Annotated in this window: 16 protein-coding genes; 12 read left to right on the forward strand and 4 right to left on the reverse strand. The window is 67.7% G+C overall.

What is annotated here, in order from left to right; all coding sequences use genetic code 11:
- Genes ACFWVD_RS19570 through ACFWVD_RS19585 form a run of 4 tightly spaced genes read left to right on the forward strand, consistent with a single transcriptional unit; the run spans position 1 to position 5,030 of the window.
- Complete coding sequence (locus ACFWVD_RS19570) at positions 1 to 1,329, forward strand: amino acid deaminase (protein WP_379244669.1); 1,329 nt, start codon at positions 1 to 3, stop codon at positions 1,327 to 1,329.
- Between the two features lie 10 nt (positions 1,330 to 1,339).
- Positions 1,340 to 2,956, forward strand: coding sequence for an amidohydrolase family protein (locus ACFWVD_RS19575; RefSeq protein WP_379244671.1), 1,617 nt, complete (start codon positions 1,340 to 1,342; stop codon positions 2,954 to 2,956).
- Positions 2,953 to 3,594, forward strand: a complete 642-nt coding sequence (locus ACFWVD_RS19580; protein WP_379244673.1) for a bifunctional 4-hydroxy-2-oxoglutarate aldolase/2-dehydro-3-deoxy-phosphogluconate aldolase — start codon at positions 2,953 to 2,955, stop codon at positions 3,592 to 3,594. Before ACFWVD_RS19575 ends, ACFWVD_RS19580 begins: the two co-directional genes overlap by 4 nt.
- Positions 3,595 to 3,605: 11 nt before the next feature.
- Positions 3,606 to 5,030, forward strand: a complete 1,425-nt coding sequence (locus ACFWVD_RS19585) for a GntP family permease (protein ID WP_379244675.1) — start codon at positions 3,606 to 3,608, stop codon at positions 5,028 to 5,030.
- A gap of 8 nt (positions 5,031 to 5,038) precedes the next feature.
- Here the strand turns inward: ACFWVD_RS19585 and ACFWVD_RS19590 are convergent, their stop codons facing one another.
- Entirely contained in the window at positions 5,039 to 5,389 is a 351-nt protein-coding gene (locus tag ACFWVD_RS19590; RefSeq protein WP_379244772.1) for a response regulator transcription factor, read from the reverse strand.
- Between the two features lie 258 nt (positions 5,390 to 5,647).
- Positions 5,648 to 6,634, reverse strand: coding sequence for an MBL fold metallo-hydrolase (locus ACFWVD_RS19595; RefSeq protein WP_379244677.1), 987 nt, complete (start codon positions 6,632 to 6,634; stop codon positions 5,648 to 5,650).
- Positions 6,635 to 6,681: 47 nt separating this feature from the next.
- Here ACFWVD_RS19595 and ACFWVD_RS19600 point away from each other — a divergent pair, with 47 nt between their 5' ends.
- Entirely contained in the window at positions 6,682 to 7,080 is a 399-nt protein-coding gene (locus ACFWVD_RS19600; RefSeq protein ID WP_379244679.1) for a MerR family transcriptional regulator, read from the forward strand.
- A 27-nt stretch (positions 7,081 to 7,107) separates the two neighbouring features.
- Here the strand turns inward: ACFWVD_RS19600 and ACFWVD_RS19605 are convergent, their stop codons facing one another.
- Positions 7,108 to 8,088 carry a helix-turn-helix transcriptional regulator gene (locus tag ACFWVD_RS19605; RefSeq protein ID WP_379244681.1) on the reverse strand — a complete coding sequence of 327 codons (981 nt, stop codon included), beginning with the start codon at positions 8,086 to 8,088 and terminating at the stop codon, positions 7,108 to 7,110.
- Positions 8,089 to 8,150: 62 nt separating this feature from the next.
- Between ACFWVD_RS19605 and ACFWVD_RS19610 the strand changes: the two genes are divergently transcribed.
- A complete protein-coding gene (locus ACFWVD_RS19610; RefSeq protein WP_379244683.1) occupies positions 8,151 to 8,642 on the forward strand; it encodes a pyridoxamine 5'-phosphate oxidase family protein in 492 nt (163 codons plus the stop codon).
- A 107-nt stretch (positions 8,643 to 8,749) separates the two neighbouring features.
- On the opposite strand, the gene ACFWVD_RS19615 is transcribed toward ACFWVD_RS19610, so the two are convergent.
- Entirely contained in the window at positions 8,750 to 9,406 is a 657-nt protein-coding gene (locus tag ACFWVD_RS19615; RefSeq protein ID WP_379244685.1) for a hypothetical protein, read from the reverse strand.
- Positions 9,407 to 9,537: 131 nt separating this feature from the next.
- On the opposite strand from ACFWVD_RS19615, the gene ACFWVD_RS19620 reads away from it, so the two are divergent.
- From ACFWVD_RS19620 to argF, 6 genes are read left to right on the forward strand one after another with little or no spacing between them, the layout of a single operon-like run.
- Positions 9,538 to 10,758 carry a cation:proton antiporter gene (locus tag ACFWVD_RS19620; protein WP_379244774.1) on the forward strand — a complete coding sequence of 407 codons (1,221 nt, stop codon included), beginning with the start codon at positions 9,538 to 9,540 and terminating at the stop codon, positions 10,756 to 10,758.
- Between the two features lie 27 nt (positions 10,759 to 10,785).
- Positions 10,786 to 11,844 (forward strand): N-acetyl-gamma-glutamyl-phosphate reductase, encoded by a 1,059-nt coding sequence (argC, locus tag ACFWVD_RS19625; RefSeq protein WP_379244687.1) that lies wholly within the window; start codon positions 10,786 to 10,788, stop codon positions 11,842 to 11,844.
- On the forward strand, positions 11,841 to 13,067 hold the full coding sequence (gene argJ / locus ACFWVD_RS19630; RefSeq protein WP_379244689.1) for a bifunctional glutamate N-acetyltransferase/amino-acid acetyltransferase ArgJ: 1,227 nt from the start codon (positions 11,841 to 11,843) through the stop codon (positions 13,065 to 13,067). The genes argC and argJ overlap by 4 nt, the downstream gene beginning before the upstream one ends.
- Complete coding sequence (argB, locus tag ACFWVD_RS19635; RefSeq protein WP_379244691.1) at positions 13,064 to 13,948, forward strand: acetylglutamate kinase; 885 nt, start codon at positions 13,064 to 13,066, stop codon at positions 13,946 to 13,948. The genes argJ and argB overlap by 4 nt, the downstream gene beginning before the upstream one ends.
- Complete coding sequence (locus tag ACFWVD_RS19640; protein ID WP_379244693.1) at positions 13,941 to 15,143, forward strand: acetylornithine transaminase; 1,203 nt, start codon at positions 13,941 to 13,943, stop codon at positions 15,141 to 15,143. Before argB ends, ACFWVD_RS19640 begins: the two co-directional genes overlap by 8 nt.
- On the forward strand, positions 15,140 to 16,072 hold the full coding sequence (gene argF, locus ACFWVD_RS19645; protein ID WP_379244695.1) for an ornithine carbamoyltransferase: 933 nt from the start codon (positions 15,140 to 15,142) through the stop codon (positions 16,070 to 16,072). Before ACFWVD_RS19640 ends, argF begins: the two co-directional genes overlap by 4 nt.
- Positions 16,073 to 16,092: the final 20 nt, after the last annotated feature.

The raw sequence follows: 16,092 nt of genomic DNA on the forward strand, positions 1-16,092 counted from the left end.
ATGACTGATCGGGCCGTTACCCAGGGGTTCGGTCGACGAGGAAGGGATGCTGTGATCATCGACAACGACGTCGTCGACGCGCTGGCGCACGAGTTGCTCGGACCCCACGACAAGAGCGTGCCGCCCGCCGCCTGGGGTCACACCGTGCGCGAATATCTGTCCGGCGCACCCGAACTCACGCACTGGCAGACACCGCTGCTCACCCTGGACCGCGCCCGCCTCGACGCGAACCGCGACCTGATGGCGCAGTGGACTGCCACCGCAGGTGTCGCGCTTGCCCCGCACGGCAAGACGACGATGGCGCCGCAGCTGTGGCGCGAACAGTTGATCGCGGGTTCGTGGGGGATCACCCTGGCCACCGCGTGGCAGGCGCAACTGGCACGGTCGTTCGGTGTCGGTCGGATCATGCTCGCGAACGCCCTGGTCGATCCGGTCGGATTGGTCTGGGCGGCAGCGGAATCCGCGCGCGACGCCGACTTCGAGTTCTACTGCTGGGCCGACGGCGTGGCCACGGTCGAACTGATGGACAAGATCCTGCGGGAGACCGCCGCGAGCCCGCGCGTGCGGGTACTGGTCGAACTGGGTGGACCGCACGGTCGGACCGGCGCGCGCACCCGAGCCGAGGCGCTGGCGGTTGCCGCCGCCGTTGCAGCCAGCGAGCGACTGACCCTGGCCGGTGTCGCGGGCTACGAGGGCGCGCTGGCACACGATCGCACCCCCGCGGGCATCGCGGCGGTGTGCGGTTACCTGCGCGAACTCGCCACCCTGCACACCGAACTCGCTGCGACAGGTGCCTATTCGGGTCCGTCGCTGATCACCGCCGGCGGCAGCGCGTATCCCGAACTGGTGGTCGACGAGCTTGCGGGCCTGGCCGACGCATCGACCACGGTGGTCCTGCGCAGCGGCGCGTACCTGGTCCACGACGACGGTTTCTACGCCGGGATCTCCCCGCTCGCCGCGCCCGCTGTGGACCCCGGCTTGCGTGCGGCGATGCACGGGTGGGCGCGCGTGGTGTCACGACCGGAACCCGAACTGGCCCTGCTCGACGGCGGCAAACGCGATTTCCCCTTCGACGAAGGTCTGCCGGTGCCGCAGCAGGTCATCGGCGGCACGCTGCCCCCCGGTGCGGTGGTGACCGCCCTGAATGATCAGCACACCTTCCTGCGCCTGCCCGGAGCTGCATCCACTGATCTGCCGGTGGGTTCGGTAGTGCGGCTGGGCCTTTCGCACCCGTGCACCGCCTTCGACAAGTGGCGCCTCATCCCCGTCATCGACAGCGCCGACGCGGTGAATCCGCGCGTGGTCGACCTGATCCGCACCTACTTCTAATCGGATGACCATGACCCCCTTGCTCTTTCGTGACATCGACATCGTCGACGGCACCGGCGCCCCGCGCACGCGTAGCGATGTCCTGGTCCGTGACGGCCGCATCGCCGAGATCGCCCTGCCAGGCACCATCGACTCCGCCGATGCGAGAGTCGTTGCGGCGGAACCGGGTTCGGTGCTCGCGCCCGGATTCATCGACATGCACGCGCATTCCGACCTGTACCTGCTCACCCACCCCGACCACCTCCCGAAGATCACCCAGGGCGTCACCACCGAGGTGATCGGCCAGGACGGGCTGTCCTACGCACCCATCGACGACGCCGCACTCGCGGTGCTGCGCAGGCAGATCGCGGGCTGGAACGGCAATCCCGCCGACTTCGATTTCAGCTGGCGCACGATCGCGCAGTACCTGGACCGCCTGGACGAGGGCATCACACCCAACGCGGCCTACCTCGTTCCGCAGGGCACGCTGCGGATGCTCGTGGTCGGCAATGACCAGCGCGCGGCCACCGCCGGGGAGATCGACCGGATGTGCGCGCTGCTGGCCGAAGGTTTCGAACAGGGCGCGGTCGGCATGTCCAGCGGACTGACCTACACGCCCGGAATGTACGCCGACACAGGCGAACTCGCCGCACTGTGCCAGGTGGTCGCCTCCTATGGCGGCTTCTACGCACCGCACACCCGCTCGTACGGTGCGGGCGCGCTCGAGGCCTACGCGGAGATGATCGGCCTGGCGAAAGCCACCGGCTGCGCGCTGCACCTGACCCACGCCACCATGAACTTCGGCGTCAACCGTGGGCGCGCACCGGAATTCCTGGCCATGCTCGCGATGGCGCGCGCCGACGGTTGCGACATCACCCTCGACACCTACCCGTACCTGCCGGGTTCGACCACGTTGTCGGCGCTGCTGCCCAGTTGGGCGATGTCGGGCGGGCCCGACGCGGCACTGGCCCGCCTGGACGATCCGGGGCAGCGGGCCAGGATCATCGCCGATGTCGACGTCAACGGGTCCGACGGCTGCCACGGCGTCACCGTCGAATGGGAGACCATCCAGATCAGCGGGGTCGGCGACGACGCGCTATCGGACGTCGTGGGCCGTACGGTCGCCGAGATCGCGGCCGATCGCGGCATCGCACCTGTGCAGGTGTTCTTCGACCTGCTGCGCCGCGATCAGCTCGCCACCACGATCCTGCAGCACGTGGGCCACGAGGAGAACGTGCGCGCGATCATGGTCGACCCAGGCCACATGGGCGGCAGCGACGGCCTGCTCGTGGGCGCCCGCCCGCACCCGCGCGCCTGGGGCACCTTCCCGCGCTACCTGTCGCGTTACGTGCGTGAACTGGGCGTTCTCGGGTTGGAGGAGTGCGTGCACCACCTCACGGGCAGGCCCGCGCAACGCCTGCGCCTGGACCGACGCGGCCTGGTGCGGCCCGGTTTCGCCGCGGACCTGGTCGTGTTCGATCCGGCAACGATCCACGACACGGCCACCTTCGAAGATCCCAAGCAGCCCGCGCGTGGTATCCAGCATGTGCTGGTCAACGGCGAATTCGCGCTCGAGAACGGCACCGCGACCGGTGTGCGCGCCGGTCGCGCCCTGCGCCTGGACACCACGCGAAAGGAAACCCGATGAACCCGCTGTTGAGCTCGTCATCGCCGGCCATGGAGGTGATCCGCGCCGACCGGGCTCTCACCGTGGTCCGCGCCCCTTCCATACCCGATCCGGCCGCGCTGGCTGCCGCGCTGGCCGGTGCCGGTTTGCGTGCGGTCGAACTGACCTTCACCACCCTCGGTGTGCTCGACGCGATCAGCAAGGCCGGTACGGTCACCGATGCGGTGATCGGGGTCGGCACCGTCACCACCCGCGCTCAGGCCGAGGCTGCCATCGAGGTCGGCGCGCAGTTCCTGGTGACACCCGCACTGCGCCCCGAGGTCGCGGAAGTGGCTGTGGCGCACACGATCCCGGTCATCATGGGTGCCTTCACGCCATCGGAAGTGCTGGCCGCAGCCGAAATGGGTGCCGCGGCCGTCAAGATCTTCCCGGCCCGCGCGCTGGGCCCGCAGTACCTCAAAGACCTACTCGGGCCGTTCCCGAACATGTTCCTGATCCCCTCGGGCGGCGTGAATTCCCACAACGCCCGCGATTTCCTCCGGGCGGGCGCGATCGCTGTCACCGCGGGCACCGAAGTGGTGGCCCCGCTCGACGTCGAAACCGCCCGCTGGTCCCACATCGGCTCCAAGGCCGCACATTTCGTCCATTCGCTTGATTGAGAGGTTGTTCCATGGGCGCCACCGTCGACTGGTTGCGCACCACCACCCCCGGGTTGCTGGTGCTGTGCGGTCTCGCGATCGCAGTACTGCTCATCGCCATTATCAAAGTCAAACTGGAGCCGTTCGTCGCGCTGCTGTTGACCGGCCTGCTGCTGGCTCTGGCGGCCGGACTCCCGATCTCCCAGATCGTGGGTACACCGCTCAAAGCCGGTGAGTCACTGCTGGAAACAGGCTTCGGCGGCATTCTCGGACACATCGCGGTCATCATCGGATTGGGCACCGTACTCGGCGCGATCCTCGAAAGATCCGGCGGCGCCGACGTTCTCACCGACAAACTCCTGAAAGTGTTCGGCGAGAAGGGCGCTCCCATCGCGATGGGCCTGCTCGGCCTGATCTTCGGCATCCCGGTGTTCTTCGACATCGGCATCTTCGTGCTCGCGCCCCTGATCTACGTCGCCGCCAAACGCGGCGGTCGCTCGCTGGTGCTGTACGCCATGCCGATGCTGGCCGGCCTGTCCATGACGCACGCCTTCCTGCCCCCGCACCCCGGCCCCGTCGCCCTGGGTGGTCTGCTCGGCGTGAGCCTGGGCTGGCTGATCATCATGGGATTCGTCTGCGGCATACCGGGTTTCATCGCCGCGGGCATCGTGTGGGGCAGCTACATCGGTAAGCGCGTGATGGTGACGGTGCCCGAGGAATTCGTTCCGCTCGAGCCCGAATCCACCGACGAGGGCTCCGGCGGCACCGCGGTGGTGACGAAATCCCCGCCCTCGGTCGGATTGATCGGTGGCATCATCGCGATCCCGCTGGTGCTGATCCTGGGTGCCACCTTCGGTTATCAACTGCTGGACAAGGATTCGGCCCTGCTGCAGGTGCTCACCTTCTTCGGCACCCCCGCGGTCGCGTTGCTGATCACCGTGCTCGTGGCGTTCTATCTGCTCGGGATCCGCCGCGGTTCCACGGTGCAGGAACTGAGCACCATCACCGCCGAATCGCTCAAACCGGTCGGCATGGTGCTGCTGGTGGTCGGCGCGGGCGCGTTCTTCGGCAAGGTCATCTCCGCCACCGGCATCGGCACCGCACTGGCCGAAACCATGTCCGCGGCAGGCCTGCCGATCATCGTGCTGGCCTACCTGATCAGCTGCGGTCTGCGCATCGCGCAGGGTTCGGCCACGGTCGCCATCGTCACCACCGGCGGCATCGTCGCGCCGCTGGTCGCGCAACAGCACTACTCGCAGATGTCCATCGCGCTGATCGCCATGGCCATCGCGGCTGGCTCGATCATCCTCAGCCACGTCAACGACGGCGGTTTCTGGATCATCGCGAAGTACTTCAACATGACGGTGAAACAGACCCTGCAAACCTGGACGGTGCTCGAAACCATCCTGTCCGTAGTGAGTTTCGCGGTCGCTGCGTTGTTGTTCTCGATCGTCTGACAACCGTTCTACCGAGCCGGGCTGTCCCCACGGGTCAGCCCGGCTTCGTATGCGCAGATCGCCGCCTGCACCCGGTTGTCCAGGCCGAGACGGCGCAGAATCGCGCTGACATGGAACTTCACCGTCGCCTCCGCGAGGAACAGCGCACGCCCGATCTCGGCGTTGGACAATCCGCGCCCGACCAGTGCCAGGACCTCCCGTTCGCGCTCGGTCAGTGCGTCGACGCGGGCGCGGGCCGCGGGGTCGGCAGCATCGCGTGCACAACGGTGTCCCCCCCGGGGGGCGACAACTAGCGAACCCCCCCGCCAGCCCGGTAGATTCCATCGCCTCGTCCAAATAGGTCTCGATAGCGGCAGCAGTCATGGCCGGGCCCGGCGCGGCGCCCGCACTCGACGACAAGGCCGAAAACAATGGCCGCCGTGATGAATACGCGATACATGGCCCCACCGTACGAACGCGCGCGACCCTCTCGGATCTGACGAACGACCACCACCGACCCAGACGAAAGTCGGGAATCGCCCGGTCGTTCAGTCGAGCAGTGCGCGCGTCAGCCGAGCGAGCGCACCACGCGGATCGTTAGCCGCGTCCGCACCGGTGAGATGCTGGCCGGCGCGGGGTCAGGACTGTCTCGATCGCGCCGCGTGGAGGTCGTCGTGCCACGCGCACGCCGCGCGATGATCGTGGCTGGGGATGATTCGGACAGCACCGCGGATCGCGTGGAGGCGGTGGACGGTTCGCCAGGTTTCGGTGCGGTCGTTGTCGGCCAGGATGCCCGGATACCCCGACTTCTGCCGCAGTTCCTCGACCTGCAGGTTGTGCCAGACCGCGTCGCCCGGGAGCAGGACCGGGCCGCGTTCGGTGCGTAGCAGCAAGCCGATGCTGCCCGGGGTGTGGCCGGACAGGTCGACGAGCAGCACCGCGCCGTCGCCGAACAGGTCGTGGCTACGCGCGAAGGTGAGGACCGGCGGCCCGTCGAGGTCGTAGCGGTCGAGTGGTCGGTCCCGAACGGCTCGTCGCACACCGCCGACCGGCGCCACCGGACCGGCCATGGCCCAGTCGTGCTCGGGCCGGTGTAGCCGCAGCGGCAAGTCGGGCAGATCGAGCAGGCCGGCGACATGGTCCCAGTGCAGGTGTGTCGGCAGTGCGAAGTCTATGGTTTCCGGATCAATAGCGCTGCGGTGCAACGATTCCCGGATATCGATGATGTCTTTTGGGGGCCTTACCGCGAGGCGCAGGATGTGGGGGAGTTCGGCCACCACCTGGCCCTCGACGTCGGCGCAGATGCCGGGGTCGACGAGAAAAGTCGCCTTCGGATGCCGGACGACGAAGGCCATCATCGCGGACTCGATTCGGCGCGGAGCGAAGATGCCTTCCACGATGGCAGCCGTTGGCACGCTTTTGGCGTTCTGCGCCAGCACCGTCAGCTCGACCGTCGTGGTGCCGCGGGGCAGGCCGTGGTCGGGCAGCGAGGCCAGGAACCTGCGGTCGGGTCGTCGCGGACGGACAGCGCCCGTCACCGCCGACCCCACCGACCGGCAACACCGCCACGCATCCAGTGGCGCGACAGCGTCGATCATCTGTGTTCGATTGTCGTTGTGTCCCATGCGAACTACGCTACAACTTCAGGTCGACCTGAAGTAAAGGGGTGAATGTGCCCGAAACAGCCGCGGCACGCCGCATCGGTGACGCCGCCGCCGAACTCGGCGTCGCCACGCACGTCCTGCGCCACTGGGAGGACGTGGGCGTGCTCGTCCCACCTCGCGCACCCGGTGGTCAGCGGGTCTACGGCAACGAACTGATGGTCCGAGCGCGACTCGTCCAGCTCTGTCAGCGGGCCGGGATGTCCCTGGCCGAGATCAAGGATCTGTTCGCCACCAGGTCGCGCACCCGCCGCGTGGCAGTGTTCGCGGACAAACAGACCGAACTGCAAGCTCGCGTCGACGACCTCACCCGAACCATCGACTTTCTCGCCCACGTACTGCGCTGCACCCATCCGATCGTGGACCAATGCCCGGACTGCGTCGAGTTCAGCCGGGCCTCGCACAGGTAGGGCGCATCGACGCGATGCCGGTGTCGTCTACGTGCTCGTCGACAGTCGGTAGCGGGCGAGCATGGCGGCGGCGGTGGTCGTCATGGTCGCGCGGAGCTCGGGAGGGCCGATGACCTCGATGTGCTGGCCCAGGGGGAGCAGGGCGTGGGCGAGGACTTCGTAGGACTCGGCGGGGATCGTGATGTCGGCCCAACCGTCGGAGTCGGGAGGTCCGAGGGAGGCGAGGGCTTCGCGAACGGCGGCGGGGTCGTTCATGAGGCGCAGCAGGCTCAGGTGGGCGGTGCGGATCCGGCAGTGGGCGCTGACTCGCAGCATCGATCGTGCGAATTCCTCGGCTGCGGATCGCCAGTGGTCGGCGAGGTCGAAAGATGGTGGGCGGGTGAAGGAATCGCCGGTCGGTGCGGCGGTGGTTAGGCGGCTTGCTCGGTACGAGCGGATGTCGGCGTCGTCGCGGGCGATCAGGTACCAGGTGCCTGCTTTCATGACCAGGCCGAGCGGGTCCAGGGTTCGTTCGACGGTTCGGTCGCGGCGCTGGTAGGTGATCGTGAGGCGGTGGTCGTGCCACAGGGCTTCGGCAACCGTTGCGAGGGTGGGGGTTTCGTCGGGGTGTTGGAACCAGCCGGGCATGTCGATGTGGACGCGTTCGGCGATTCGGGTTGCGCGGCCGCGTAATTCGGGTGGGAGGGCGGCGAGCATTTTCAGTTGGGCGGTGGCCAGGACGGTGCCGAGGCCTAGGTCGGCTGCCGCGCCGGGCAGGCCCGCGAGCAGGACGGCGTCGGCTTCGTCGGAGGTGAGGCCGGTGAGGCGGGTTCGGTAACCGTCGATCAACCGGACTCCGCCGCCGCGGCCCGGTTCGCAGTACACCGGAACGCCCGCCTCCGACAGTGCTTCCACGTCCCGGTACACCGTGCGCACCGACACCTCCAGCTCCCGTGCCAGCGCGCCCGCGGTCGCACCGCCACCTGCTTGCAACAGCAGCAGCAACTGCACCAACCTGCTCGCCCGCATATCCCGAGGCTAGCCGCAAACCCTGACACAAGATGTCAAGTTTGCGCCGTACCGTTCGAGTTATGACCACGTGGAGCCAGTTCACCGAAGAAGCCCCGAGCATCGCCGCGGTGTTCCGACGCCGCCACCAGGCCACGGGCAACCTGTGCCTGTTGGGCACCCTGCGCGCCGACGGGTCACCGCGCATCAGCCCGATCGAACCGATGATCTTCGAAGACATGCTCGTGCTGGCCGGGATGCCGAACACCCGAAAATTCGACGACCTCGCCCGCGACCCACGCTTCTGTCTGCACACCGCCACCGTCGACACCAAGGTCTCCGACGGCGACGCGAAACTCTTCGGCACCGTCACCGACCTGCACGACGAAGCCGTCCACGCCCGCTTCGCCCAAAAACTGTTCGACGACAGCGGTTTCGACATCCGCGGCGAGAAGTTCGACCACTTCTACGTCGCCGACCTCACCGGCGCCTCCACGGTCGAAGTGGACGACGACCACCTCGACATCACCGTCTGGAAGCCCGGTTCGGGCGAAACCGTCGTCCGCAAAGACTGAGTCACCGACCTGGACAATTGATCACCAGGCAACCACGCAAACATCGCGCGAGAAGGAAAATCCGCCATGGCCTGGTGATCAACTGTCCAGTGGGTCAACTGGGCTGTTCAGCGTGCGGAAGGCTCGGGATCGGCCGCCAGGACGCCCGTCGCGAGGGCCAGCGCATGGTCGATTCCGGGGCATTCGTGTGGTCCCGCGCCGAAACCGAGCCCTGGATGGCGCAGATCGAGCTCGGTGACCGCACCGTCGACCACACGACGGGTCGACCGCAGGGGCGGTGTCGTTGCCATGATCACCTCAGGTGGTTCGCCGCAGGCGCGGGCCGCCGCGATCAGTTCGCCGGTCGCCGCGCAGGCCTGCACGAGAACGCAGATGCGCGCCGCGGTCGCCTCGTCCGCGACCCCACCGCACGCCGCCACGAGTTCGCGCACCGCTGCGTCGGCGGATGGTGTGACAGGTACGTGCGGTTGATAAGCCGCGGCCACCTCGGCTACCGAGTCGGCGAGATCCGAGGGAAGTCGCATGGCGCGCAGCAAGATTCGGACATGAGCAAGTGGTCCATCGTCACTCCCGGCCAGCTCATCGATGTCGATCCGATCCAGCTCCGCGCACACGGCGGCACGCCTGCGTGCATGGTCGGCACCGTCGCAAAACCTCGGTACATGAGCGCGAAGCCAGGCGATACCAGGCTCGGACATCGCGGGCACGGGCGGCATCGGCGCGGTAGTTAGCAGTTCGCGGACGAGAACAGGATCGCTGATCACCCCATGACCGTAAACCCACGAAGTCGACGGGGCGCGTTATCGGCTCGGCATCATGCACCCGCATCGTCTCGGGTGTCGGACGCGCGCGAGGTGCGCTGGATCAGCACGGATGGTGTGCCACGATGGCGTACATGGAGCTGCTCGCTTCCGCTGCCGAGGGTCCCTCGCCGATCGTGTCGCTGTTCTGGATCGCGCTCATCGCAGTGGTCGCGCCGCTGGTGTCGCGGCTGGTCAAGGGGTATCTGCCGGATGTGGTGATCCTGCTCGTGGCGGGGGCGGTGCTCGGGCCGCATGTGTTGGGGTGGGCGGGTAGCAGCGGCGGGGTGGACCTGGTCAGCGAGTTGGGGCTGGGGATGCTGTTCCTGCTGGCGGGGTATGAGTTGGATCCGCAACTGTTGCGTGGGCGGTCGGGGCGTACGGCCTGGGTTGTGTGGTTGGTGTGTCTGCTGTTCGCGTTCGCGATTGTCGTGGTCGCCACGGACAAGTCCAATGGCACGCGGATCGCGGTCGCCATCGCGTTGACCTCGACCGCGCTGGGCACGCTGCTGCCCATTCTCAAGCAGTCCGGCATCGTCGATACGCCGCTGGGTCGCGCGGTGATGACGCACGGCGCGGTGGGGGAGTTGGGGCCGATCGTGGCGATGTCGGTGCTGCTGACCAGCAGGAATATCGGCAGCGCCGTGGTGATCGTGCTGATGTTCGTGGTGGCCGCGGCGGTGGTCGGGTTCGTGCCGGTGCGGTTGTTCGACCGGATGCCCGATCTGGGTACCGCGCTGGCCAAGCTGGGCGGAGGTACCTCGCAGCTGCCGGTGCGCGGGGTGGTGTTGCTGCTGATGGTGTTGATGGTGGTCGCGGAGGTCTTCGATCTGGATGTGGTGCTCGGCGCGTTCGCGGCGGGCATGATTCTGCGGCGGCTGATCGCGGCGGGGCACCCGGATGTGGATTCGTCGCTGGAGGCGATCGGGTACGGGTTGCTGATCCCGGTGTTCTTCGTGGTGTCGGGGATGGGCATCGACGTGGCGGCGGTGGGCCGCAATCCGGCGCTGTGGCTGTGGTTCGTGGTCACCATCGCGATCGCGCGCGGAGTGCCCGTGTGGCTCAGCGAACGTTTCGTGCCGCGCGGCGACAACTTGCCGACCGGACGCGAACGCGTCGAACTGGCGCTGTACGCGGCCACGGGCCTGCCGATCATCGTCGCGGTGACCCAGGTCGCCACCCACACGGGCCTGTTGACCGCCGAGGTAGCCTCGATCCTGGTGGCCGCGGGCGCGACGACCGTGCTGGTGTTTCCGCTGGTGGCGCGCCTGATCGGAGCCCATGCGGCAAAACCGGTCACACCCGCGCATGAATGAGCTTGCATAATCGTGCATAATCATCACATGGTTGATTCGTCGGGAGGACCCGTGCTTCGGGTGGCGGTTGCCGGTGCGAGTGGGTACGCCGGTGGCGAAGTGTTGCGTCTGCTGCTGGGGCATCCCGAATACCGAGCGGGGCGCCTCGAGATCGGGGCGCTGACCGCCGGTTCCAACGCCGGTACCGCGCTGGGCGCGCTGCAGCCGCATCTGCTGCCGCTGGCCGACCGGATCCTCGACGAGACCACCCCCGAAATCCTGGCCGGGCACGACATCGTGTTCCTCGGCCTGCCACACGGCCAGTCCGGCGCGATCGCCGCCGCTCTGCCCGACGACACGGTCATCATCGACTGCGGCGCCGACTACCGGCTCACCGATCCCGCCGCCTGGGAGAAGTACTACGGCAGCGCGCACGCGGGTAGTTGGCCCTATGGCCTGCCCGAACTGCCCGGTGGGCGCGAACAGCTCACCGGCGCCCGGCGGATCGCGGTGCCCGGCTGCTACCCGACCGTGGCCAGTGTCGCGCTGGCGCCGGCGATCGCCGCCGGAATCATCGAACCCAGCGTGAATGTCGTTGCGGTGAGCGGTACGTCGGGCGCGGGCCGCAAACTCGACGTGGGTCTGCTCGGTTCCGAGGTGATGGGCAGCGTGCGTGCGTACAGCATCGCGGGCGCGCACCGGCACACCCCCGAGATCGCCCAGAACCTGAAAGCCGCAGGCGGCGTTGACGTCTCGGTGTCGTTCACACCGGTGCTGGCGCCGATGCCGCGTGGCATCCTCGCCACCTGCACCGCCCCGGCGAAAGTCGACGCCGAGCGGGCGCGTGCGGTGTATGAAAAGGCCTATGCCGACGAACCTTTCGTGCACCTGCTGCCCGAAGGGATGCTGCCGCAGACCGGTTCGGTGCTCGGCTCCAACGCCATCACCCTGCAGGTCACCGTCGACGAGGATGCCGGTCTGCTCGTGGTGATCGGCGCGATCGACAACTTGACCAAGGGCACCGCGGGCGCCGCGGTGCAATCGATGAATCTGGCCGTCGGATTCGACGAGACCGCAGGACTTTCCACCGTAGGAGTGGCACCGTGACGACCCCTGATCCGCAGACCCCGGACCACGGCAAACTGATCCACACCCAGGGCGTCACCGCGCCGCTGGGTTTCCGCGCGGCGGGCATCGCGGCCGGCATCAAGGCCAGCGGCAAACCGGACCTGGCGCTGGTGCTCAACGAGGGCCCCGAGTACTCCGCGGCCGGTGTGTTCACCAGCAACCAGGTCAAGGCCGCGCCGGTGCTGTGGTCGCAGCAGGTACTGAAGACCGGTCACCTGCGCGCGGTGATCCTGAACTCCGGCGGCGCGAACGCCTGCACCGGCCACGGTGGTTTCCAGGACACCCACAAGACGGCCGAGGAACTCGCTGCCGCACTGAGTAATTGGGGCACCGAGACCGGGGCGGGCGAGATCGCGGTCTGCTCCACCGGTCTCATCGGCGACCGCCTGCCGATGGACAAGCTCATCCCCGCGATCACCGAGATCGTGCACGAGATGGGCGGCGGCATCACCGGCGGCACCGACGCCGCCCACGCCATCATGACCACCGACACCGTGCCCAAGGAGTCGGCGTTCCACAGCGAGGACAAGTGGAACGTCGGCGGCATGGCCAAGGGCGCGGGGATGCTCGCGCCGTCGCTGGCCACCATGCTCGTGGTGCTCACCACCGACGCCGTGGCCACGCCCGAACAGCTGGACTCCGCGCTGCGCAAGGCCACGAAATACACCTTCGACCGGCTCGATGTCGACGGCTCCTGCTCCACCAACGACACCGTGCTGATCATGGCCAACGGTGCCAGCGGAGTCGCGCCTTCGCAGGAAGATCTCGACGCCGCGGTGTTCACCGTGTGTGACGATCTGGCCGCGCAGTTGATGGCCGATGCCGAGGGTGTCACCAAGCGGGTGCAGGTCACTGTCGCGGGTGCGGCTTCGGAGGACGAGGCGCTCACTGTTGCTCGCGCTGTTGCTCGCGACAGTCTGGTCAAGACCGCGCTGTTCGGTTCCGATCCCAACTGGGGTCGCGTGCTCGCCGCCGTCGGCATCGCGCCGGTGACCCTGGACCCGAACCGAATTGCCGTGTCGTTCAACGGCAATCCCGTCTGTGTCGACAGCGTCGGCGCGCCCGGCGCTCGCGACGTCGATCTGTCCGGCGAAGACATCGACGTGCTGATCGAGCTCAATGTCGGTGACGGCACCGCGATGGTGCGCACCACCGACCTCTCCCACGCTTACGTCGAAGAGAACTCGGCGTACAGCTCATGAGTGTCGTGCACAGTCTCTCGGCGCTGGACAAAGCCCACGTGCTCGCCGACGCGCTGCCGTGGCTGCAGAAGTTCCGCGACAAGATCGTGGTCGTGAAATACGGCGGCAACGCCATGATCGACGACGAACTCAAGTCCGCCTTCGCCGCCGACATGGCGTTCCTGCGCACCGTCGGCGTGCACCCCGTGGTCGTGCACGGCGGTGGCCCGCAGATCAACGCCATGCTGAAAAGGCTCGGTATGGAAGGCGAATTCCGTGGCGGCTTCCGCGTCACCACCCCTGAGGTGATGGATGTGGTGCGGATGGTGCTGTTCGGTCAGGTGGGCCGTGAGCTGGTCGGGCTGATCAACGCGCACGGCCCGTACGCGGTCGGCATCTCCGGCGAGGACGCGCACCTGTTCACCGCCACCCGGCGCACCGTCGCCGTCGAGGGCGTCGCCACCGACATCGGTCTGGTCGGCGACGTCACCGAGGTCAACCCCGGCGCCGTACTCGACCTCATCGACGCGGGCCGCATCCCGGTGGTCTCCACCATCGCCCCCGACGCCGACGGGATCGTGCACAACATCAACGCCGACACCGCCGCCGCCGCACTGGCCGAAGGCATCGGCGCGGAGAAACTGGTAGTGCTCACCGACGTCGAAGGCCTCTACACCGACTGGCCGGACCGCTCCTCGCTGACCAGCCGGATCGACACCGACGCGTTGGCGAAGTTGCTGCCGCGCCTGGATGCGGGCATGGTGCCGAAGATGGAAGCGTGTCTGCGCGCCGTGCTCGGCGGGGTCCCCAGCGCCCACGTGATCGACGGGCGCGTCCCGCATTCGGTCCTGCTGGAACTGTTCACCGGAGAAGGAATCGGAACCATGGTGACCCATGAGTGAGACAGACAAGCTGCAGCAGCGGTGGTCGGCCGCGATGATGGACAACTACGGCACCCCGAAGGTCGCGCTCGTGCGCGGCGCGGGCGCGGTGCTGTACGACGCCGACGGCAAGCGCTACCTCGACTTCCTCGGCGGCATCGCCGTCAACAGCCTTGGGCACGCCCACCCCGCGATCCTCGAAGCGGTCACCCAGCAGCTGGGAACCCTTGGCCACGTGTCGAACCTGTACGCCAGCGAACCGGTCATCGAACTGGCCGAGAAGCTGCTTGCCCACTTCGGCGACGGTGAGGGCAAGGCGTTCTTCTGCAACTCCGGCACCGAGGCCAACGAGGCCGCGTTCAAGATCGCGCGCCTGACCGGACGGTCGAAAATCGTTGCCGCCGAAGACGCTTTCCACGGCCGCACCATGGGCGCGCTGGCGCTGACCGGTCAGCCGGCCAAGCGGGCACCGTTCGAACCGATGCCGGCCGGCGTCGTGCATGTGCCCTACGGTGACGCCGACGCGCTGGAAGCCGTCGTCGATTCCGACACTGCCGCGGTGTTTCTCGAACCGATGATGGGGGAGAGCGGCGTTGTCGTGCCGCCGCCGGACTATCTCGCGCGTGCTCGCGAAATCACCTCGCGGGCAGGGGCATTGCTGATCCTGGACGAGGTGCAGACCGGAATCGGCCGCACCGGAACGTTTTTCGCGCACCAGGCGGCGGGCATCGTGCCCGATGCGATCACCCTGGCCAAGGGCCTGGGTGGTGGCCTGCCGATCGGTGCCGTACTTGCACAGGGCCGGGCCGCCGAACTGCTCACGCCGGGCCTGCACGGCACCACCTTCGGCGGCAATCCCGTCTGTGCCGCAGCGGCTTTGGCGGTGCTGCGCACGATCGACTCCGACAACCTGCTCACCCACGTGGATTGGGTCGGCAAGCGGCTGCGTGATGGCATCGCCCTGCTCGAACATCCCGAAATCGACCACGTGCGCGGCGCGGGCCTGCTCATCGGCATCGTGCTGCGCAACGACATCTCCGCGTACGTGGATGTGCGCGCGCGCGAAGCCGGTTACCTGCTGAACCCCGCCAAGCCCAACGTGATCCGGTTGGCGCCACCGCTGGTGCTCACCGAAACTCAGGCCGACAATTTCGTCGCCGACCTGCCCGAGATCCTCGACAAGGCCGCCGCCGATGCTAAGGGAGCGACCGAATGACCCTGCGTCATTTCTTGCGTGACGACGATGTGAGCCAGGCCGAACAAGCCGAAATCCTCGCCATCGCCGCCGAATTGAAGAAAAACCCCTTCGCGCACCGGCCGTTGGACGGCCCGCGCGGAGTCGGGGTGATCTTCGAGAAGAACTCCACCCGCACGCGATTCTCGTTCGAACTGGGCATCGCCCAGCTCGGCGGGCACGCGGTGGTCGTGGACGGGCGCGACACCCAGCTGGGTCGGGAGGAAACCCTCGGCGACACCGGCAGCGTGCTGTCGCGCTACGTGGACGCCATCGTGTGGCGCACCTTCGAACAGTCGCGCCTGGACGAAATGTCGGTCACCGCAACGGTTCCCGTAGTCAACGCGCTGTCCAACGAGTTCCACCCCTGCCAGGTGCTGGCCGACCTGCAGACCATCAGTGAGCGCAAAGGCTCCCTGGTCGGCCTGAACCTGACCTACTTCGGCGACGGCGCCAACAACATGGCGCACTCGCTGCTGCTGGGCGGTGTCACCGCGGGCATGAACGTGACCGTGGCCGCGCCCCCCGGCTTCGAGCCGCTGCCGTGGATCCTCGACGCCGCCGCCAAGCGGGCCGCGGAAACCGGTGCGACCGTGTCGGTGACCAACGATCCGGTCGTCGGCGCGACCGGCGCCGACGTGCTGGTCACCGACACCTGGACGTCCATGGGCCAGGAAAACGACGGCCTCGACCGCGTCGGCCCGTTCCGGCCCTTCCAGCTCAACACCGAACTGCTGTCGCGCGCACACCCGGAAGCGATTGTGCTGCACTGCCTTCCGGCACACCGTGGTGAAGAGATCACCGACGAGGTCATCGACGGTGGACACAGCGTGGTCTGGGACGAGGCCGAGAACCGCCTGCACGCCCAGAAGGCGCTGCTGGTGTGGCTGCTCGCGAAAGCCGCCGCGTGACACCGCGAACCGGGGCCGGC

It is taken from the genome of Nocardia sp. NPDC058666, assembly GCF_042714895.1.
In the GTDB taxonomy this organism is placed as follows: Bacteria; Actinomycetota; Actinomycetes; order Mycobacteriales; family Mycobacteriaceae; genus Nocardia.